The 19,565-nt window shown below is 69.1% G+C and carries 21 protein-coding genes; 13 read left to right on the top strand and 8 right to left on the bottom strand.

Features of this window, described 5'->3' with window-relative positions; all coding sequences use genetic code 11:
- Positions 1-30: 30 nt before the first annotated feature.
- The 4 genes from ACFXI3_RS18115 to ACFXI3_RS18130 form a co-directional block, all read right to left on the bottom strand.
- On the bottom strand, positions 31-606 hold the full coding sequence (locus tag ACFXI3_RS18115; protein WP_378400577.1) for a GNAT family N-acetyltransferase: 576 nt from the start codon (positions 604-606) through the stop codon (positions 31-33).
- A complete protein-coding gene (locus ACFXI3_RS18120) occupies positions 596-1,525 on the bottom strand; it encodes a hydroxymethylglutaryl-CoA lyase (RefSeq protein WP_116204770.1) in 930 nt (309 codons plus the stop codon). The genes ACFXI3_RS18115 and ACFXI3_RS18120 overlap by 11 nt, the downstream gene beginning before the upstream one ends.
- Before the next feature lies 1 nt (position 1,526).
- Positions 1,527-2,102, bottom strand: a complete 576-nt coding sequence (locus ACFXI3_RS18125; protein ID WP_344288797.1) for a PH domain-containing protein — start codon at positions 2,100-2,102, stop codon at positions 1,527-1,529.
- 83 nt (positions 2,103-2,185) lie between these two features.
- On the bottom strand, positions 2,186-2,995 hold the full coding sequence (locus tag ACFXI3_RS18130) for a biotin--[acetyl-CoA-carboxylase] ligase (RefSeq protein ID WP_378400579.1): 810 nt from the start codon (positions 2,993-2,995) through the stop codon (positions 2,186-2,188).
- 80 nt (positions 2,996-3,075) lie between these two features.
- Here ACFXI3_RS18130 and ACFXI3_RS18135 point away from each other — a divergent pair, with 80 nt between their 5' ends.
- Positions 3,076-4,182 carry a C40 family peptidase gene (locus ACFXI3_RS18135; RefSeq protein WP_378400581.1) on the top strand — a complete coding sequence of 369 codons (1,107 nt, stop codon included), beginning with the start codon at positions 3,076-3,078 and terminating at the stop codon, positions 4,180-4,182.
- 130 nt (positions 4,183-4,312) lie between these two features.
- A complete protein-coding gene (locus ACFXI3_RS18140; RefSeq protein WP_378400583.1) occupies positions 4,313-4,813 on the top strand; it encodes a hypothetical protein in 501 nt (166 codons plus the stop codon).
- Here the strand turns inward: ACFXI3_RS18140 and ACFXI3_RS18145 are convergent.
- Complete coding sequence (locus tag ACFXI3_RS18145) at positions 4,773-7,700, bottom strand: BTAD domain-containing putative transcriptional regulator (protein WP_378400585.1); 2,928 nt, start codon at positions 7,698-7,700, stop codon at positions 4,773-4,775. The genes ACFXI3_RS18140 and ACFXI3_RS18145 overlap by 41 nt on opposite strands.
- Before the next feature lie 70 nt (positions 7,701-7,770).
- Between ACFXI3_RS18145 and ACFXI3_RS18150 the strand changes: the two genes are divergently transcribed.
- From ACFXI3_RS18150 to ACFXI3_RS18160, 3 genes are all read left to right on the top strand, one after another.
- The gene (locus ACFXI3_RS18150; RefSeq protein ID WP_378400586.1) at positions 7,771-8,631 is read left to right on the top strand and encodes an alpha/beta fold hydrolase; all 861 of its coding nucleotides are present in this window, start codon (positions 7,771-7,773) and stop codon (positions 8,629-8,631) included.
- Between the two features lie 134 nt (positions 8,632-8,765).
- Positions 8,766-9,602, top strand: coding sequence for an alkaline phosphatase family protein (locus ACFXI3_RS18155; RefSeq protein ID WP_344288813.1), 837 nt, complete (start codon positions 8,766-8,768; stop codon positions 9,600-9,602).
- A gap of 111 nt (positions 9,603-9,713) precedes the next feature.
- The gene (locus ACFXI3_RS18160; RefSeq protein ID WP_378400588.1) at positions 9,714-10,547 is read left to right on the top strand and encodes an NBR1-Ig-like domain-containing protein; all 834 of its coding nucleotides are present in this window, start codon (positions 9,714-9,716) and stop codon (positions 10,545-10,547) included.
- A 126-nt stretch (positions 10,548-10,673) separates the two neighbouring features.
- On the opposite strand, the gene ACFXI3_RS18165 is transcribed toward ACFXI3_RS18160, so the two are convergent.
- Complete coding sequence (locus ACFXI3_RS18165; protein ID WP_378400590.1) at positions 10,674-11,657, bottom strand: GlxA family transcriptional regulator; 984 nt, start codon at positions 11,655-11,657, stop codon at positions 10,674-10,676.
- A 70-nt stretch (positions 11,658-11,727) separates the two neighbouring features.
- Between ACFXI3_RS18165 and ACFXI3_RS18170 the strand changes: the two genes are divergently transcribed.
- A complete protein-coding gene (locus ACFXI3_RS18170) occupies positions 11,728-12,429 on the top strand; it encodes an NAD(P)H-dependent oxidoreductase (protein ID WP_378400592.1) in 702 nt (233 codons plus the stop codon).
- Between the two features lie 31 nt (positions 12,430-12,460).
- Complete coding sequence (locus ACFXI3_RS18175; protein WP_378400594.1) at positions 12,461-13,336, top strand: SRPBCC family protein; 876 nt, start codon at positions 12,461-12,463, stop codon at positions 13,334-13,336.
- On the opposite strand, the gene ACFXI3_RS18180 is transcribed toward ACFXI3_RS18175, so the two are convergent.
- Positions 13,333-14,151: a GNAT family N-acetyltransferase gene (locus ACFXI3_RS18180; RefSeq protein WP_378400596.1), complete on the bottom strand. Its 819-nt coding sequence runs from the start codon at positions 14,149-14,151 to the stop codon at positions 13,333-13,335. The genes ACFXI3_RS18175 and ACFXI3_RS18180 overlap by 4 nt on opposite strands.
- Positions 14,152-14,234: 83 nt before the next feature.
- On the opposite strand from ACFXI3_RS18180, the gene ACFXI3_RS18185 reads away from it, so the two are divergent.
- The 6 genes from ACFXI3_RS18185 (at position 14,235) to ACFXI3_RS18210 (ending at position 19,151) form a co-directional block, all read left to right on the top strand.
- Positions 14,235-14,480 carry a hypothetical protein gene (locus ACFXI3_RS18185; protein WP_378400598.1) on the top strand — a complete coding sequence of 82 codons (246 nt, stop codon included), beginning with the start codon at positions 14,235-14,237 and terminating at the stop codon, positions 14,478-14,480.
- 34 nt (positions 14,481-14,514) lie between these two features.
- Positions 14,515-15,282 carry a hypothetical protein gene (locus tag ACFXI3_RS18190; RefSeq protein ID WP_378400599.1) on the top strand — a complete coding sequence of 256 codons (768 nt, stop codon included), beginning with the start codon at positions 14,515-14,517 and terminating at the stop codon, positions 15,280-15,282.
- A gap of 14 nt (positions 15,283-15,296) precedes the next feature.
- Positions 15,297-16,934, top strand: a complete 1,638-nt coding sequence (locus ACFXI3_RS18195; RefSeq protein ID WP_344288827.1) for an acyl-CoA carboxylase subunit beta — start codon at positions 15,297-15,299, stop codon at positions 16,932-16,934.
- 7 nt (positions 16,935-16,941) lie between these two features.
- A complete protein-coding gene (locus ACFXI3_RS18200) occupies positions 16,942-17,154 on the top strand; it encodes an acyl-CoA carboxylase subunit epsilon (RefSeq protein ID WP_344288829.1) in 213 nt (70 codons plus the stop codon).
- A 99-nt stretch (positions 17,155-17,253) separates the two neighbouring features.
- Positions 17,254-17,859: a transcriptional regulator gene (locus tag ACFXI3_RS18205; RefSeq protein ID WP_378400601.1), complete on the top strand. Its 606-nt coding sequence runs from the start codon at positions 17,254-17,256 to the stop codon at positions 17,857-17,859.
- A gap of 164 nt (positions 17,860-18,023) precedes the next feature.
- Positions 18,024-19,151: an alanine racemase gene (locus tag ACFXI3_RS18210; protein WP_378400603.1), complete on the top strand. Its 1,128-nt coding sequence runs from the start codon at positions 18,024-18,026 to the stop codon at positions 19,149-19,151.
- A 1-nt stretch (position 19,152) separates the two neighbouring features.
- On the opposite strand, the gene ACFXI3_RS18215 is transcribed toward ACFXI3_RS18210, so the two are convergent.
- Entirely contained in the window at positions 19,153-19,557 is a 405-nt protein-coding gene (locus ACFXI3_RS18215) for a hypothetical protein (protein WP_344288835.1), read from the bottom strand.
- Positions 19,558-19,565 lie beyond the last annotated feature (8 nt).

Raw genomic sequence — 19,565 nt, forward strand, 5'->3', positions numbered from 1 at the left:
GGAAGGTTCCGGGCGAGCGGGAAACCCACCTTATCGGGCGACGGGGATGCGCCGCCGCACCAACGCGCGGGCCGGGCCGCGCTCCTCGACCAGCTCGAAGCCCGCGTCGGTGAACATGCCGGTCGTGCCGTGGTAGAGGTCGGCCGCGGAACGCGTCGCGTCCGACACCGGGTATCCCTCGACGCTTTCCGCACCCTGCTCGGCGGCGTAGTCCACGGCGGCCCGCAGCAACGCCGTCGCCAGCCCGCGCCGACGGCCGCGCCGGTGGATGTAGAAGCAGGTCACCGACCAGACCGCGCCCGGCTCGTCCGACGCCATCACGCGCGACCGGACCAGCCGCGGATTGTCCTTCCGCGGCGACACGGCCACCCAGCCCAGCGGTTCACCGTCGACGATTCCCAGCAGCCCCAACGGTTTCCCGTCCTGAGCCTCGCCTCGGACGTGCTCCTTGCGACCCTCGCGGCCGGCGGCCTTGTAGTCCGGACCGCTGAGCCGGAAGAACGAGCACCAGCAGCCGCCCTGCACCCCGCCGGGGCCGAAGAGCCGCTCGAACAACGGCCACGTCTCCGCGCTGAGCGGGACGAATTCGACGGTGCTATCCGGCAAGCGCGTTCACAACCCGCGACGGCGACGGACGGCCCAGCTGCCCGGCCATCCACACGCTGGTCTCCACCAGCTTGCCGAGGTCGACGCCGTGCTCCACGCCGAGCCCTTCCAGCAGCCAGACCAGATCCTCGGTCGCCAGGTTGCCGGTCGCCGACTCGGCGTACGGGCAGCCGCCGAGGCCGCCCGCCGACGAGTCCACAGTGGACACTCCGGCGCGAAGCGCGGCCTCGGTGTTGGCCAGCGCCTGGCCGTAGGTGTCGTGGAAGTGCACGGCGAGAGCGGAGGTGTCGCCGAACGCCTCGATCAGCCGGGTGACCTGGTTCGTGGTGGCGACGCCGATGGTGTCGCCGAGCGAGAGCTGCGAGCAGCCGAAGTCGAGCAGCCGCTTGCCCGCGCGCACGACCTGCTCCGCGGCGACCACGCCTTCCCACGGGTCGCCGAAGCACATCGACAGGTAGCCGCGGACCTCGAGGCCCTCCTTGCGGGCTCGCGTGACCACCGGTTCGAACATGGCGAACTGGTCGTCGAACGTGGAGTTCAGGTTGCGCTGAGCGAAGGTCTCGGTGGCGCTGGCGAAGATCGCGATGTGGTCGACGCCCGCGTCGAGCGCGCGGTTGAGGCCGCGGTCGTTCGGCACCAGCACGGGATAACGGACGCCGTCGTGCCGGTCGAGCCCGGCGAGCAGCTGCTCGGCGTCGGCGAGCTGCGGCACCCACTTGGGGTGCACGAAGCTGGTCGCCTCGAGAGTGGTCAGCCCGGCGCCGGCGAGCCGGTCCAGGAATTCGAGCTTGACCTCGACCGGCACGACCGAGCCCTCGTTCTGCAGCCCGTCGCGCGCCCCGACCTCCCAGATCTCGACCCGCGGCGGCAATCCGCCCGCGGGGACCCGTTCCGGCAGGCCGACCTCTCGAGCACCCACGTCAGCGTCTCCTTCCGCGCGGTTCCCGGCCGCGCGGGGGCAGAGGTTCGGTGTCCTGCGGACCGGGCGCGCCGTGGTAGTCGTCGTAGGGATTGTCGTTGACTTCGCGGTAAATGACCGTGTGCACGTGCTCGACGTGGGGAATGTCATCGAAGCGCAGCGGCTCGTCCGAGGCCGATTCGATGATGAGCGTGCCGCAGCCGAAGATCCGGTCCATCAGGCCGTGCTCGAACTGCACGCTGTTGATCCGCGACAGCGGGATGTCGATGCCGGTGCGCTTGAGCACGCCCTCGCGCGCGATCAGCCGGTCGGTGGTCACGATGAAGTGCGTCGTGCGCCAGCGGACGAGCGGCGAGAGGAACAGCCACACCACGAGGACCAGCGCCACCACCGCGATCGCGATCATCGAGACGTTGTTCCACGGCGCGGCCAGGTCCTTCGTGACCAGGAACAGCCACACCGCCGCGCCGACGGTGATCACGAACGCCAGGAACGGGAAGATCAGCATCTTGAAGTGCGGGTGGCTGTGCACCACCACGCGCTCGTTCTGGCTGAGCAAATCGTCCGGATAGGCCACGGCGGGCGCTCCCCTGCGAATGTGTGCCGATGTGGTGGATCCACCGTACCGGCGCTGGCCCCGCGCGGGCGCGCCCGTTCCGGTCAAGCCGGGCGGACGTGCACCACATCGCCGGCGAAAACGGTCAGCCGCCGCCCGTCGGCGACGTCGACCTGCAACTGGCCGGACGCGTCGAGGTCCGCGGCGCGGCCGGTGAGCGTCGACCCGTCCGGCAGCTGGACCTGGACGTCCTGGCCGAGCGTCGCGCACCGGGCGCGGTAGTCGCCGAGCAGTCCCGCCTCGGTGAGGTCTCCGCCCGCGGTGCGCCAGCGGCGTTCGAGGTCGTCGAACCTGGTCAGCAGGCCGAGCGCGATCTCGGTGCGGTCGGTGGTCGTCGCGCCCTGCTCGGCGAGCGAGGTCGCGGGCAGGCCGCCCGGACCGGCCGGGACGTCGTCGCCGAGCGGCAGCACGTTCAGCCCGATGCCCAGCACCACGGCCGCGTCACCGGTGCCGACGGCCTCGGCGAGGATGCCCGCGCACTTGGCCCGGTCCGGCCCGGCAAGCACGTCGTTAGGCCATTTGAGGGCGACGTCGACACCCAGATCGGTGGCGAGCGCGTGCACCGCGAGACCGGCGACCACCGACAGTGAACCGAGCGCGGAGAACGGCACCCCCGCCGGGCGCAGCGCGATGCTCAGGTACAGCCCGGCTCCCTTCGGCGAACTCCAGGAACGAGCCCGCCGTCCCACGCCCGCCGTCTGGTGTTCGGCCAGCAAAACGGTCCGGTCCGCCGCACCTTCGGTGAGAGCTTTCCGCAGGTCAGCGTTGGTGGAACCGGTCGTCTCCACGACGTCGAGGCGGGCGTAGCGGCCGCCGAGTCCGTCCCGCAGCCGCGCCGCGTCGAGTTCAGCCATGTGCCCACAATATGAGAGTCCCCCTAACGTGCAAGCCGTTCGCTCGTTACCCAGAGGTGCGCTCTTCTAGATTGGACGCCGTGACGCCGGAGACCCCCACCGCCGACGCGCCGCAGAAGCCCACCTGGGCTCGTGGCGCGCTGTATCGAGGGCTCGTGGCGTTGCCGCTGGTCGCCGGACTCGCCACCGCGGGCTGGCTGGTCGCCGGGCGCGATCAGCCCGCTCCCGTTCCGGCGCAGGCCGCGCTCACCGCGCCGGTGCCCACGCAGACCGTCAGCGGTCCGTCGGTGCTGCAGGCGAGCGCCCCGGTGCAAGCGCAGGAACCGGCGCAGGGCGCGGCTGGCGGAGGCGGCGGTCCGGCTCCGCTGCAGAAGTGGGCGGATTCGCTCGCCGGGCCGCTCGACATCCCGGCGCCCGCGTTGCTCGGCTACGCGAACGGCGAGCTGACTATGCGCAAGGAGCGCCCAGACTGTCACCTGTCGTGGGTCACGCTGGCGGGCCTGGGCGTCGCCGGCAACAACCACGGCCGCGGCGACGGTGCCGCGATGGGGCTTTCGACGCCGCAGTGGAAGAAGTACGGCGCGCAGATTCCCGGCATCGCGAACCCGGCGCTGTCCGACCCGTCATCCGCCTCCGTCGCCGCGGGCCGCGCACTGTGCGCGAGCGGCGTCGACCTGTCCGCGGGCAACGGCTGGTGGAAGGCGCTGGCCGGGTACGAGAACGGCAGCGGCATGGAGCTGTTCCGGCAGCGGGTGCTCGGCTACGCCCAGCTGTACGCGACGCTGTCCCTGGACCCGGCGAAGTCGAACGCACCGTCGGTGCACGCCGCGCGATTCGCGCTCGGCCAGCTCGGCCTGCCGTACGTGTGGGGCGGCAACGGCCCCGACGCGGGCGCGGCCGGCTTCGACTGCTCGGGGCTCACCAAGGCTTCCTACGACAGCGCCGGGGTTTCCTTGCCGCGCACGGCGGACAGCCAGTTCCGCTCGATGCCGCAGGTTCCGGGCGGCCAGGAACCGCAGCTGGGCGATCTCGTGTTCTACGGCAGCCCGGCGCACATCCACCACGTGGGGCTGTATCTCGGGAACGGCCTGATGATCAACGCGCCGACCGAGGGGCAGGCGATCCAGATCCACACGTTCCACCGGCCTGGCGACGACTACGCCGGGGCGGGGCATCCGGCGAACTGACGTCGAGCCTCACGACCAGCGGCAAAATTCCCGTTTCCGCACGCCACGCCCGTCTGTCGCTTATGCTCCCGAGCATTCTTCCTGACGGGAAAGGCACGCCATGTCCGCTCGCATTCTCCCCTTTCTGGCCGTGGGCGCTGCCCTCCTGATCACCAGCTGCTCCGGCGAAAGCGGCGGAACAGCTTCTCCCGCGCCCTCGCCCGCACCCTCCGCCGCGCCCGTGTCCTCTTCGGCCGCAAAGCCCTCGCCGTCGACCTCTGCCGCGCCCTCGTCGTCGGTTGCCGAGGCCACCGGCGGTGACGCGGTCGAACGGTATGAAGCCTTCATGCACGCCGCGGGCAAGGAGGACCTCGCGACGGTCTGCGAGATCGCCGGTCCGGCCGCCAAGAAGGCGGAGAACGAGGGCATGGGCCCGTGCGAGAAGACGATGCCGATGGCGTTCCAGCTGATCTCCCCGACCCAGAAGAAGGCTCTGCAGACCGCCACGGTCGACCGTTCCAAGATCAAGGACGGGGCCAAGAAGGTCGAGATCCCGGCGCGCGCGGTGAAGGCGTCGGTCAAGTTCACCGACAGCGACCTCGGCGACGCGGTTATGGAGAATCGCGGCGGCAAATGGTACGTAGTCGACTGACCCAATGCGCGGCACCCGCGCGGCGAGCTACTTCGGCGGCCTTGCGGTAGTGCTCCACGGGCGGCAGTCCTAATCGGACAGCCAGCTCGCCTAGGTAATACGCGACCGGCCCTAACGTCACCACGCCGGAACCGGCGCCGGCCAGTTCGTTCTCCGCTGGGATCAGTCGCTCGTACAGCTCGCGCGCGTCTCCGGTCTCGACGGTGAGGCAGGCGCGCAGTTCCAGGAACAGATCCGGGCGCTCTGGCGGCAGTGTGAAGTCCACTGTGGACTCCAGGTCGCGCTGGACATAAAGGCAATGCCGGGCGAGCGGCAGCAGGCCACGGTCCACTCCGGACATTCCGCTGCCGGACAACCTGGCCGCGGCGCTGCGATAGGCGGCTTCCGCAGCGGCGATCGGGCCAGTGACGGCCAGGCGGAGCGCGCGGTACCAGTCGGTGAACACGCTGACGAGAGGGAGGTCGTACTGCTCCCCCAGCCGATCCGCTGCCGCCGCGTGAGTGTCGGCGGCAGTGAAGTCGGCGAGTGCTGAGCGGGCCTGCATCAGCACGAGGTGACCGAGCACCTCGAACGTCACTAATCGGTGCCGGGCAGCGAGTTCGACCAATTCTTCGCCGATCCGGGCGCGTTCCGGAGCCAGGCCAGCGCGGGTGAAGGTCTGCGTCCAGCGGGCGTTCAACGCCAACGCGAGCAGCGCCGGATCCCCGACGGCGCGTGCCAGTTTCTCCGCTTCGACGGCCGCTTCGTGGGCGCGTTGACCGCCTTCGTTGCGCAGTTCCAACGCGATGGTCGCCAGCAACCGGGCGCGGATAAGCGGGTCAGTGGTGTGGACGCGCTCGGCGGCGTCGGCGATGCGGCGGGCCAGCACTGGGTCGTCGTTCTCGGTCCAGATTCCTGGCACGTCGAACGCGGTCAGAACCCGGATGGTCAACGCTGTGTCGTCACCGGCGAGGTCCAAAGCTTCGGCGCGGTAACGGCGTGCGGCGGCCAAAGACCCGGTGAACGCGGACGTCCGGGCGAGACCCATCAGCAATTCGACGGTACGCGGTCCTTGCGCCAAAGCGGCTTGCCAGAGCCGAAGTGCTTCGTGCGGCGCGAAATCCCGTTCGGCGCGTTCCGCCGCAGCTTGCGCATAGCCGGTACCGCGATCGTCTCCGGCAAGCAGAAAATGATGGGCCAGCAAGGAAATCTCAGACGGTCGACGGCTGGCCAAAGCCTCGCCGACTTCACGGTGCAGTTGCGCTCGCCGAGCCAGCGAAAGGTCGTCGTAGACAGCGTCGCGGACGAGCGCGTGCGCGAACCGGAAAGCTCGCGGTCCGCTTTCGGTCAGAAATCCTGCCTGTACAGCGGTTTCCAGCTCATCCAGGACGTTGCCGAGCAACCCGAGATCGACGTCCGCTCCGATTACCGCGGCTTTTCCGAGCACCGTACGCACCTGGTCCGGCAGAGCGGCGATCCGGTTCCGGACGACGTCGCGTACTCCGTCCGGCAAGTCGCCTTCGGCATCCAATGCGCGAGCCAATTCCTTGACGAAGAACGGATTTCCGCCAGACCGCCGATGAATCACCGCCGCGGATTCGGGACCGACCAACTCGGCCACCGCCTCGACCGAAAGTCCGCTTAGATACAGCCGAATCGGGTCGGCGCGCGCGAGTCTGCCCAGCGCCGCAGTAAGTTCTGCGGAGACTTCGGTGGTCCGATACGTCGCGATCAACAACACTGGAGATGCGGTCATCGACGTCAGCAGCGCCAGGGTTTCCTCGCCCGCCCAATGTAAATCGTCGAGGACGAGCAGCAGCGGACCCCGGCGAGCGACCTCCGCGATCCGCGCGGTCATCGCCTGATGCCATTCGAAGCGCGCCACCGCCGGATCACCGCCTGCAGACCGCGGCGGGACCGGTTCGCCCAGCGCGGCGAGAATCCGCGTCCACGGCCAGGCGGGCGGCACCCCGGCACCGTCGGGATTCACGCCCCACGCCGTCGTCCAGCCGAGCCGTGCGGCGAATTCCTCGACCAGCGCGGTCTTGCCCGCACCTGCCTCACCGGACACGAGCACGAGCCGGAATCGCTTGCGCTCAGCCACTTCCGCCGCGACTTCGGCAAGCTGCGTCAGCTCCGCGTCTCGCCCGGCCAACCGGCCCGGAACCGACGGCGCCAACTGCGGAGCCTGCGCGAGGATGTCCTGCTCCACCTGCCGCAACGCCGGTCCAGGATCAACACCCAACTCCGCCGCCAACCCGGACCGCGCCCGCCGCAACGCGGCAAGCGCATCACCCTGACGTCCAGCGCGGTACAACGCGAGCGCCAGCAACCGCCACGCTTCCTCGCGCAGTGGATGAGCGTCCACAAGGGACTCCAGATCCGGTACCGCTTCGGCGGCGCGGCCAAGATCCAGCAAGCCAGCCGCCCGCCGTTCCAACGCGAGCAACCGCAGTTCGTCAAGCCGAGCCCGTTCCGCGCGCGCCCACGGCTCGTCGGCGAACTCCGCGTACGGCTCGCCCCGCCACCAGCCGAGCGCCTCGTCCAGTTGCGCGACCGACGGCGTCCCCCGCAGCAACGCCTCGAATCGCCACGCGTCGACCTGCTCCGGTTCAGCGCGCAGCGCATACCCCGGCCCCGCGGTGACCAGCAGCTTCGCTGGCGTCCGCGGCGGCCGGTCCGGTTCGAGCGAACGCCGCAGCGCGCCGACGAAGGTCTGCACCGCGCCGACCGCACCCGCCCGCGGAACGGCCCACAACGCGTCGACCAGCGCGTCCGTCGAAACCACCTGTCCACGGGCGACGAGCAGCCGCGCGAGCACCGCACGATGCCGCGGCCCGGGCAACGTCACCGGCCCGCGCGCGTCGTGGGCCGTCAGCGGGCCCAGCACCGAAAACGAGATGGTCATCAATTCCGTACTGTAATCAGCTCAGTCGGCGCTGATCGGTTGCTGATCGGCCCGGCGCACGCTGGGTCGCATGAACTTCGACTACCAGCGGGTGCCCGTCGCGGACGGCGTGTCCCTCAACGTAGCGGTCGCGGGCTCCGGCTCGCCCGTCGTCCTGCTGCACGGCTTCCCGCAGACCCACCTGATGTGGCGGCACGTCGCCGCCGACCTCGCCGCCGACCACACCGTCCTGTGCCCGGACCTGCGCGGCTACGGCGACAGCGACAAACCCGCCGACGCCGGCGAGACCTACTCGAAGCGCACGATGGCCGCCGACGTCGTCGCCCTGGCCCGCGCTTTCGGCCACGAACAGTTCGCGCTGGCCGGACACGACCGCGGCGCGCTCGTCGCGATCCGCGCCGGCCTCGACCACCCGGACCACGTATCCCACCTGGCCATCCTCGACGTGCTGCCGACGCTGGACATGTGGGACGTGCTGCACGGCGTCACGGCGTCCGTCGCCTTCCACCTCTACCTCATGGCGCAGCCGCCCGGCCTTCCCGAGCAGCTGATCAGCGGCGCGCCGGACGCGTTCTTCAGCTACTTCCTCGACCAGTGGGGCGCCGACCCGGAGTCGATCCCGGCCGATATCCGCGCCCGGTACCTCGAAGCGAGCCGGAACGCCGTTCCGTCGATCGTCGCCGACTACCGCGCTTCCGCGGGCATCGACCTCGAACACGACCGCATCGACCGCGACGCGGGCCGCCAATTGAAGATGCCGACCACCGTCCTGCAGCAGGGCTGGGGCGACGCGCTGGGCTTCGACGCGGCCGCGCTCTGGCGCGCGTGGGCACCGGACTGCGTGCACGAAACCGTACACAGTGGACATTTCATGGCCGAGACTTCCCCTGCCAGCGTTACGAAATCACTGCGGGACCTGCTCGCACGCTGACCCTTCGAAAGTCGTGCCCCGGACGAGTGGTCGCCAGTAATTCACCCACCGACCGCTCTCCGGGACACCTCCGCCGTGGCACGGTCTATGCCGCTCCCACCTGAGCGCATTTCCCGACCGATCTTGGAGGACCTGTGTTCCGCAAGCGGATCGTGGCCGCCGTCGCGACGGCAATTCTCGGTGCGGCAACCGCCGCCCAACCAGCCTCAGCAGCGGCAACCGTGCCCACCTTCGACCACGTCGTGCTCGTGATGTTCGAGAACGAGTCGTCGACGTCGATCGACTCGACCACCGCTCCTTACTTCGCCTCGCTCGCCGCGCAGGGCGCGAACTTCACCGACTCCCACGCGCTCACCCACCCGAGCCAGCCGAACTACGTCGCGCTGTTCTCCGGCGACACCCAGGGCGTCACCGACGACACCTGCCCGCAAAACCTCGGTGCGGTGGACAACCTCGGTTCGCAGCTCGCCGGCGCGGGGAAGACCTTCACCGGCTACTCGGAGTCGATGCCGTCCGACGGCTACACCGGCTGCTCGTCCGGCGAGTACCGGCGCAAGCACAACAGCTGGGTCGACTTCTCGAACGTGCCCGCGTCGAGCAACCTGCGCTACTCGCAGTTCCCGTCGGATTACTCGCAGCTGCCCAGCGTCTCGTTCGTGACCCCGAACATGTGCAACGACATGCACGACTGCTCGGTCGGCACCGGCGACACCTGGCTGAAGAACAACCTCGACGGCTACGCACAGTGGGCCAAGACGCACAACAGCCTGCTGATCGTGACGTTCGACGAGGACGAAGGCACCTCGACGAACCAGATCTACACCAGCTTCACCGGCGCGCACGTGAAGCAGGGGGACTACTCGGAAACGATCAACCACTACACCGTGCTGCGCACCATGGAGGCCGCCAACGGTCTCCCCGGCATCGGCAACGCGGCGAACGAGACGCCGATCTCCGACGCCTGGCAGTGACGCGCGCCGGTCGCGGCTCCCACGCCGGGGCCGCGACCGGGGTGCGCCCAGCTGTGCCGAACTGGAATGTCAGACTGGTCCGACCAGCGGATCTGACAACCAGGGAGAGCGATGGGCGACGGGCAATCTGCCGCCGAGGTGCTCTCCGCGGAACTCGCCGCACTGCGCGCGCGGGCCGGGAATCCGTCGTTCCGCAAGATGGCCGACCGCTCCGGCCAGATCTCGCACACCACGCTGCACGAGGCAGTTCGCGGCACCCGGTTCCCCTCATGGGACACCACCCGCGAGTTCGTCCGGGCGTGCGACGCGGACGAACAGCAGTGGCGGCGACGCTGGGAAGAGCTGAAAGGCGTGCCGCCGGAACCTGAGGTCTCCGCACCGACCGAGGTCGAGATCGTCAAAACGGCCTCGGTCGCGTCGGCGGAACCGGTGCTGATCACCTCGGACCCGGTCGCCCCGGAGAAACCCCGGCGCCGCCGCAAGTACGCGCTGGCCGCGGTCGCGTTCGTCGTCGTGCTGCTCGCCGCCGTCGCCGCCATCGTGGTGCCGAAGCTGAACAGCGGCACCATGGTCGACGTCGGCGCCCGCCTCCCCGGAGACAATTCCCAGTTCGTCGGCGACGTGACCGTGCCCGACGGCACCGTGATCCACGTCGGCGAGACCGTTCAAAAGGTGTGGGAGCTGAAGAACACCGGCTCGGTGGCCTGGCATCAGCGGTACCTGCAGCGGATGGACCTGCCGCCGGCCCCGGGCTCCTGCCGCACCCCGGACCGGGTGCTGATCGGCGACACCCCGCCCGGCGACCACGTGATGGTGAGCGTTCCGCTGACCGCCTCGCCCGCGCCGGGGCGCTGCTGGATCGGCTGGAAGATGGTCGACGCGCACGGCGCGGAGTTCTTCTCGACCCGCCGCCCGGTGTATGTACTGGTGACCGTCGTCTCCTGACGCGTGTCAGATTCTGTAAGACCTGGTCATCGGGGTACCGAACACCCAGCCCGCTCGATGAGGATGAGTGCCGCTGGGGGTCGGTCCGTGGCAGCTTGCGAACAGCGCTGCCACGGACCGCCGCATTCAGGCCGGACGGCGGAACGTCGTCCGGTAGGCGCTCGGCGAAACCCCGAGCGCGGCCTGCAGGTGCTGGCGCAGCGACGCCGCCGTCCCGAATCCGCACGCCGCGGCGACCCGGTCCACCGGCAGCTCCGATTCCTCCAGCAACTGCCGCGCGCGCTCCACGCGCTGCTGGGTCAGCCACTGCAGCGCCGACATCCCGACCTCGTCCCGGAACCGCCGGGTGAACGTCCGCGTGCTCATCGACTCGCGCACCGCCAGGTCGCGCAGCGTGATCGGCTGGTCGAGATGCTCCAGCGCCCACGCCCGCGCGGCCGCCGTGGAAGACGACCTCGGCTCCGGCACCGGACGGCGGATGAACTGGGCCTGACCGCCTTCGCGATGCGGCGAAACGACCGTGCCGCGGGCGACCTCGTTGGCGACCGTCGCGCCGAAATCGCGGCGGATCATGTGCAGGCAAAGGTCGATGCCGGACGCGACGCCTGCCGAGGTGAAGACGTTGCCGTCCTCGGTGTAGAGCACGTCCGGGTCGAGCTGCACGCGCGGGTATTCGAGCTGGAATTCGCACGCCGAACGCCAGTGCGTGGTCGCGCGCCGGCCGTCGAGCAGGCCCATCGCGGCGAGCACGTACGCGCCGGTGCAGATCGAGGCGATCCGGCTGTCCGGACACACCAGGCTCATCGCGTGCTTGAGCTGCGGGGTCAGCTGCCGTCCGGTGGGCTCGTACTCGAGCGACGACGCGGGCACGATCACCGTGTCGGCCTCGGCGACCGCCTCGGGACCCTGCGCGACCGGGATGGTGAAGTCCGAATCGGTGCGGATGTCGCCGGGCTCCGGCGTGCAGGTGACGACCTCGTACAACCGCTCGCCGTCCGCGGATTTGGCCTGGCCGAACAGCCGGTGGACGATGCCGAGCTCCATCACGAGCATGCCGTGCCGCACCAGCACCGCGACCTTGTGCCGCTCCGGATGACGAAAAACAGCCATGGCCCGATTCTTGCACAAGGTGGCCATCGGGCCACTGTTTTGACCCTTTCGCCGGTTGCACCCTGGCCTCATGAACGTCTTGTGGATCTACGCCCACCCCGACCCCGCCTCCCTCAACGGCGCGCTCCGCGACGAGGGCGTCACCACCCTTCGCGACCTCGGCCATGATGTGCGCGAATCCGATCTCTACGCGATGCGCTGGAACCCGATCGTCGACGAGATCGCGACAGTGCCCGAGGACGTCCGGATCGAGCACGAAAAGCTCGATTGGGCGGACACCGTCGTCGTCCAGTTCCCGCTCTGGTGGGCGGACACGCCGGCCATCCTCAAAGGCTGGTTCGACCGCGTTTTCGTGCAGGGATACGGCTACGACTACCGCGACGAAACCGGCCACACCCTGCGCTACGGAAACGGCGTGCTCGCCGGGAAACGCGCGATGGTCATCGTCACCGCCGGGGCGCACGAGGACAGCCTCGGCCCGCGCGGCGCGCACGGTTCGCTGGACGATCTGCTGTTCAACGTCCAGCACGCCACGCTCTTCTACACCGGCATGACGGTCCTGCCGCCGCTCAAGGTGACCGGCACGAACCGGATGACGCCGGAGAAGTTCGACTGCGTCGCCGAGCAGCTGCGCAAACGTTTGCATTCCCTGGAAACGACCGATCCGCTGCCGTATCGCACCCAGGACGGCGGCGACTACGACCGGCGACTCGTCCTGCTGCCCGAGGTCGCCCCAGTTCAGACCGGGTACGCGGTGCACCTGACGGCTTGACCCGTATATACCTCCGTGGTTATATACGGGCATGGCGATCCTGCGAACCACTCCTGGCGGACGACCGAGCGTGAAACTCGAACGGACCCTGGCGCATCCGCCGGAGAAGGTGTGGCGCGCGGTCACCTCGCCCGAGGAGCTGGCGCACTGGTTCCCGGCCGCCGTCGCCCTGCCGGAAACCCCGGCCCCGGGCGGGAAGATCACGTTCACCTTCACCGAAACCGGGGACGTCAGCGAGGGCGAGATCCTCGGCTACCGGCCGCCGGAGGTCTTCGAGTTCACCTGGAACTCGGACCTGATCCGGATCGAGGTGTCGGCCGACGGCGCGGGCAGCAAGCTCGCCTTCACGCACGTTTTCAACCGCGGCGAATCGGACATCGCCCTGCTCGGCGCGGGACGGCACGTCACCGGCTGGGTCGCCTGCCTGGATTCCCTCGAAGCCTCGCTGGACGGCCGGACGCCGGAGATGCCGACCGACTGGCACACGCGGATGGTGCACTACCTCGAGGAATTCGGTCTGGAGGACGGCGAGGTCCTGGACGGCGGGACGATCCGCTTCCGCCGCGATCTGGTCTGGCCGCCTGCCGAGGACGTCTGGAAGCGGCTGCCGCAGCCGGAAGACGGGGCGGAGGTGCTGGAATCGCGGCCGCCGGAGGTGCTGGCCTACACCTGGCTGCACGACGGGAAACCGGCCGGGCGCGTGCGGTGGGAAGTGACCGCGGATCCGCTGGACGGCGTGCGGGTGGAGCTGACCCAGACCGTTCCGACGGAGCTTGCCGATCAGCTGCCGGACCTGCTGACGGCTCGGCATGAGCAGCTGAACGCGTTGTTCGCCGGGACGTTCAAGGTGGAGCTGGAGCCTTGGTCGGCGGAGCGGCGCGCCGAGATCAGGAAGCGGTACAGCTAGCCGAGAGCGGTGTTGTACGGCGAAAACCGCACCTCCGCCGGTCCCGGCAACGCCTTTCCGTTAAGCACCAGCCGCGGCGCCGGGCCGTGGACCGCGAGCCCGCGCGCCTCGCACCACGCCGACAGCTCCGGGAACCGGTGATCCACGGCTAGCCGAAGATCGCCGGACGTGGTGCGGGCGATGCCGCGGATCAACGCGCGAGCCTGTTCCTCGTCCGCCGCCACCACGGGACCGATCACCAGCACCCCGGCTTGCGCGGTGCCGAGCGCGTAACCGCCGTCAGTCACGTAGACGTGGTCGGCCTCAAACAGCATGCGGTTCAACAACTCCCGCCGCGCGAAGCCCTGTGCAGCACTGTCCAATTCGTACACTCGCGCCACGTCCGCCGGACCGATCGGCCGCGACCCCGGGCCTCCGTCGTCGATGAACCGGCCACGATGGTCGTTGCAGCCGCCGTCGAACTCGAAGCCCAGCGATTTGTACAGCGGACGCGCGTTTTCCGTGGTGTGCAAGGACACCACGGCGTCACCGGCTTCGTCGAGCGCCCGCGCCGTCACGCGACGACCGAGCCCCTGCCGCGCGAACCGCTCCGCGACGACGACCATCGACACACTCGCGGTCGGCCCGGTCCGGGTGACCACCGCCGCCGCGGCGAGGCCGCCGTCCGGGGCGTCGATGCCGAATCCGCGGCCGACGTCCAGCAGCATCGCCCATTTCCGTTCTTCGCGCGGCCACCCGCGATCGGTTCCGAGGTCGAGGCAAGCGGACAGGTCGGCGGGCCCGAGCGAGCGGACCGAGGCGTCGGCGAGCAGCACGCTCCCCACCCTAGGCCGGAGAACGCCCGCCCGGGCCTGCTCGACGCCGAAAATTCAACTGACGCCCGGCATAGGCTTTGCTGGTGACCGACTCCGAAGTGCTGACCGTCCAGCAGGTTCTCGGCGACGGCCAGTTCGCCGAAGTCGGCGAGGTGCGGCTGACCGAGACCGATTCCCGCACGGGTTATGTGGCCGTCGGGGGTGCGCTGGGACGTCCGCTGTGGGCCGGGCACAGCGTGGAGAGTTCGTCCGGCCCGACCGCTTGGAACCGTGTCGGCGTCTACCGCGCGGACACGCTCGAATGCGTTCAGCTTACGAAGGCGAACTGACCGTCTCGACCTCGAATCCGGCCACGCGACCTAGTTGCTGAAGGACCGCCGTGAGGTCACCGAGCTTCGCTGGCGCGACCGGCACACTCTCGACGCGAAAATTTCGGTCCCCACCGAGGACGACGAGAAAGAGCTCGGCACCACCACGATGGACGTCGCCATCGCCGTGCCGGACTGGCGAGCCATGGAAGCGCGTTCGCTGCAGGTCGACGGCCCCGCCACGAACCTCGGCGGCTATGACCTGATCAACCACTTCTTCGACATCCGCCGCGCCCCAGTCCTGTTGTTCCTGCAAGGCATGGGCCGAAAAGCCCACCAGGACAAATGGGTCGTCGCCTTCGATCCCGCGTGGCAGCGAATCGAGCGCTTGTTTCCGCTGGATTGGGACGCGGCCCAAGACCGGCACTTACTCAGCGGACCGGGTGTGTTCGTCGACGGCGCGATCGTCCACGCCGTCGAGATCCACGCCCAGCCCGGCAACTCCTGCGTCGTCCGCCGCTCCTATCCCGACGGAAAAGCCCACTGGGTCTTCACCGCCGACCACCAGGTCACCGCGATCGACACCATCGGGTACACCGTCTATGTCGCGTTCAACTCCAGCGAGATCGTCGCCCTCGACGCCGCCGACGGTCGCGAACTCGGCAGGCAGCACCTGCAGGTCAACGGACACCCCGTCGTCCCGCTCTCGCTGAGCGCACGAAGCCCGGACCGGCTAGTCATCGGCACGCTCGACGGCCGCGTCCTGGTGTGCGAAACAGCGACAAGGGAGTCCTACGCCACACGCGCGGCAACCGCGCAGTAGCTAAGCTCCGCCACATGAGCAGTGCGACGCAGCCGCTCGGGACGCCGCCCGAGGGAGAACCGGACATCCACACGACGGCCGGCAAGCTCGCGGATCTCTACCGCCGCTACGACGAGGCCGTGCACGCCGGTTCGGCGCGCGCGATCGAGAAACAGCACGCCAAGGGCAAGAAAACCGCCCGCGAGCGGATCGATCTGCTGCTCGACGAGGGCTCGTTCGTCGAGCTGGACGAGCTGGCACGGCACCGCTCCACGAACTTCGGGCTGGAGAAGAACCGCCCGTACGGCGACGGCGTCGTCACCGGGTACGGCACCGTCGACGGGCGTCCGGTGTGCGTGTTCAGCCAGGACGTCACCGTCTTCGGCGGCGCGCTCGGCGAGGTCTACGGCGAGAAAATCGTCAAGGTGATGGACCTGGCGATCAAGACCGGCCGTCCGATCATCGGCATCAACGAGGGCGGCGGCGCGCGGATCCAGGAAGGCGTCGTCTCGCTCGGCCTGTACGGCGAGATCTTCCGCCGCAACACCATGGCCTCCGGCGTCATCCCGCAGATCTCGCTGATCATGGGCGCGAACGCGGGCGGGCACGTCTACTCCCCCGCGCTCACCGACTTCGTCGTGATGGTGGACGAGACGTCGCAGATGTTCATCACCGGACCGGACGTCGTGAAGACTGTGACCGGCGAGGACGTCACCTTCGAGGAACTCGGCGGCGGGCGCACGCACAACACCAAGTCGGGCGTCGCGCACTACCTCGGTTCCGACGACGAGGACGCCATCGCCTACGTCAAGGAACTGCTCTCCTACCTGCCGCAGAACAACCTGTCCGAGCCGCCGGAGTTCGACGCGGACGCGCCGCCGGCTGGGTTCTTCGAGAACGTCACCGACACCGACCGCGAGCTCGACACGCTCATCCCCGACTCGCCGAACACGCCGTACGACATGCACGAGGTCGTCACCCGCGTGCTCGACGACGGCGAGTTCCTCGAGGTGCACGAGCTGTTCGCGCCCAACATCCTGGTCGGGTTCGGCCGGGTGGACGGCCAAAGCGTCGGCGTCGTCGCGAACCAGCCGACGCAGTTCGCCGGCTGCCTCGACATCGACGCGTCCGAGAAGGCCGCCCGGTTCGTGCGGACCTGCGACGCGTTCAACATCCCGGTGCTGACCTTTGTGGACGTTCCCGGCTTCCTTCCCGGCACCGACCAGGAGTGGAACGGCATCATCCGCCGCGGCGCGAAGCTGATCTACGCGTACGCGGAGGCGACCGTCCCGCTGATCACGGTGATCACGCGCAAGGCCTACGGCGGCGCGTACGACGTGATGGGCTCCAAGCACCTCGGCGCGGACATCAACCTGGCCTGGCCGACCGCGCAGGTCGCGGTGATGGGCGCGCAGGGCGCGGCGAACATCGTGCACCGCAAGACGCTGGCGAACGCGGCGGCGGAGGGTCGCGACGTGGACGCGTTGCGCGCCGATCTGATCCAGGAGTACGAGGACACGCTGCTCAACCCGTACGCGGCGGCCGAACGCGGTTACGTCGATTCGGTGATCGTGCCGGCGCACACCCGCGGCCACGTCGCCAAGGCGCTGAGCCTGCTGCGCGGCAAGCGCGAATCGATGCCGCCCAAGAAGCACGGCAACATCCCCCTGTGAGGTCGCGATGACGGACGCTCCCCTGCTCCGCGTGGTCCGCGGCAACCCGGACGACGCCGAACTCGCCGCGCTCACCGCGGTGGTGGCCACTGTCGCTTCGGCGTCGGCACCCGCTCCGGCGCGGCGTCGTACGTCGTGGTGGGGCGACCGGTCGGCCGCGGTGCACGCGCCGATCGCGGCTGGTGACGGGGCGTGGCGCGCTTCGTCGTTGCCTCGCTGAAATCTCTCTGGTTGATCCCGGTTTCCGAGCCGGGATCAACTTTTTGCCCACCTGCTAGACTCATTTTCTAAAGTTGGATATTGAGTCAAAGGCGGCAGCGTGGACGAGCACCTCATCCGGGAAGCCGAGAAGATCGCCGTCGCGGTCGGCCGGATGTTCCCCGGACTGTGCGAGGTCGTGCTGCACGACCTGCGGGATCCGGACCACGCGATCCGCGCGATCGAGAACAACCTGTCCGGCCGCGAGGTCGGCGATCCGGCCACCGAACTGGGGCTGCAGCGGATCAGCGACCCGGACTACCCGAGCGTCCTGCAGAACTACCCGAACCAGTTCCCGGACGGGCGGCCAGTCAAAAGCACGTCGATCGGCATCAAGAACGCCGCGGGCGAGTACGTCGCCGCGCTGTGCCTGAATCTCGACGTCTCGGTGCTGTCGCCGCTCACGCACACGCTGACCAACCTGGTCGCCACCGACGCCGCGCAGCCCGGCGTCGTCGAAGACCTGCGCTCCCGCACGTCGCGTCAACTGCGGGAACGGATCGAACGCGCGGCCGGCGGCAGCCCGCGTTCTCTTTCCCGCGACGCCAAACGCGACCTCGTCCGCCGGTTGCGCGACGAGGGGTACTTCGAATCCCGCGACGCTGCCCAGATCATCGCCGACCTGCTCGGCGTATCCCGGGCGACTGTCTACAACTACGCGAAATGAGCCCGTCGATGACCAATGAGCCGTTTTCCGTACAGGCTAAGCAAGTTCTGGCCAACATCGACGCCTGTCTCGCCGCTGCTGGCACGAGCCGGGATCGACTGTTGTCGGTCACTGCGTAGGGTCGAGCACCCTCCACTTTGGAGCGAAGGTCGAGGTGCAGGCAATTGCCGCCGTCTGAGGAAACACTGGCTGACCCGGACACGCCGTTCGCCGTCGTCGAGCTTTCCCGCGCCCAGCGCAACGCTGAATTTTTAACGCAGAGGATGCGCGAACTCGGCGTTTCCCCTCGTCCACACACGAAAACGGCGAAGGCGCTACCCGCGACGGCGTTGATGCACGGTGGAAAGCCCGGCCCGATCACGGTGTCGACGCTGGCCGAGGCAGAAGCCTTCGCCGACGGCGGCTACACCGACATCACGTACGCCGTCGGCATCGATCCGCACAAGCTCCCGCGCGTGATTGCGTTGCTGCGACGAGGTATCACCGTGCGCGTGTTGCTGGACAGCGTCGCGCAAGCCTCCGCGGTAACCGCTGCGGCGCGCGAAGCCGGTTTACGGATTCCGTCGCTGATCGAGGTCGACTGCGACGGCCACCGTGGCGGCGTACTGCCCGAAGACCCCGCGCTGCTTGACATCGGACGACAGCTGCACGACTGTCTCGACGGTGTCCTCGTACACGCCGGTGAGTCCTACTTCGCGACAACCCCGGCAGCGCAACGCGAAGCCGCCGCGCACGAACGTGACATCGCTGTCGCTGCAGCACAACGCCTTCGCGACGAAGGCCTGTACGCAGGCACCGTCAGCGTCGGCTCGACCCCGACCGCGCACGCAGCCGACGACCTCACTGGCGTCACCGAAGTCCGCGCTGGCAACTACGTCTTCTTCGACCTGGTGATGGCCGGGCTCGGCGTCTGCCGCGTCGAAGACCTTGCGCTGTCCGTGGTCGTCACCGTGATCGGACACCGCCCTGAGCACGGCTGGATCCTCACTGACGGCGGCTGGATGGCGTTGTCGCGAGACCGAGGCACCGCGAATCAAGCTGTCGACCAGGGATACGGCCTGGTCGCCGACCTCGACGGCACCCTGGTGCCCGGCCTCGTGGTGACCGGCGCGAGCCAGGAACACGGAATCCTCACCGCCCGCGACGGACATCCGCTGCCCGACCTGCCGATCGGCACCCGCCTGCGCGTCCTGCCCAACCACGCCTGTGCCACCGCCGCACAGCACAGCGGCTACCGGATCGTGGAGAACGGCCGTCTCGTCGACACGTGGCAGCGGATAAGCGGCTGGTGAATCAACGTCCGCGCTGAGCCCACTCCGGAGCGTCCGCACCCGCGTGCGCCAGCAGCTCCTCCCGGGTGATCGAACCGAGCGGGCCGACTCCGCGCAGCAACAGATAGTCGCCGGCGTCGGCCTGGTCGTGCTCGATCTCGACGTCCTCGGCGTGATAGCTGTCGGTCCACACGATCCGGACCTGGCAGCCGCCGTTCTGGGTGAGCGCGTGCACCTGCTGGACCGTCGCGAGCCGCGCCATCGGTTCCGATTCCCAGCGCTGCTGCAGGAATCGCCAGCGCGACGCCTGTTCGGCCGCCCGCAATCGTTGATCGAGCCCGCCCGCGCGATCCCGGAAAACCCAGACAATCCCGGCCATGACCACGGCGGCCACAGCCAGACCGATCAGCCACCAGACCGTTCCCATGTCTCCGG

The organism is Amycolatopsis sp. NPDC059235 (assembly GCF_042754125.1).
Classification (GTDB): Bacteria; Actinomycetota; Actinomycetes; order Mycobacteriales; family Pseudonocardiaceae; genus Amycolatopsis; species Amycolatopsis albidoflava.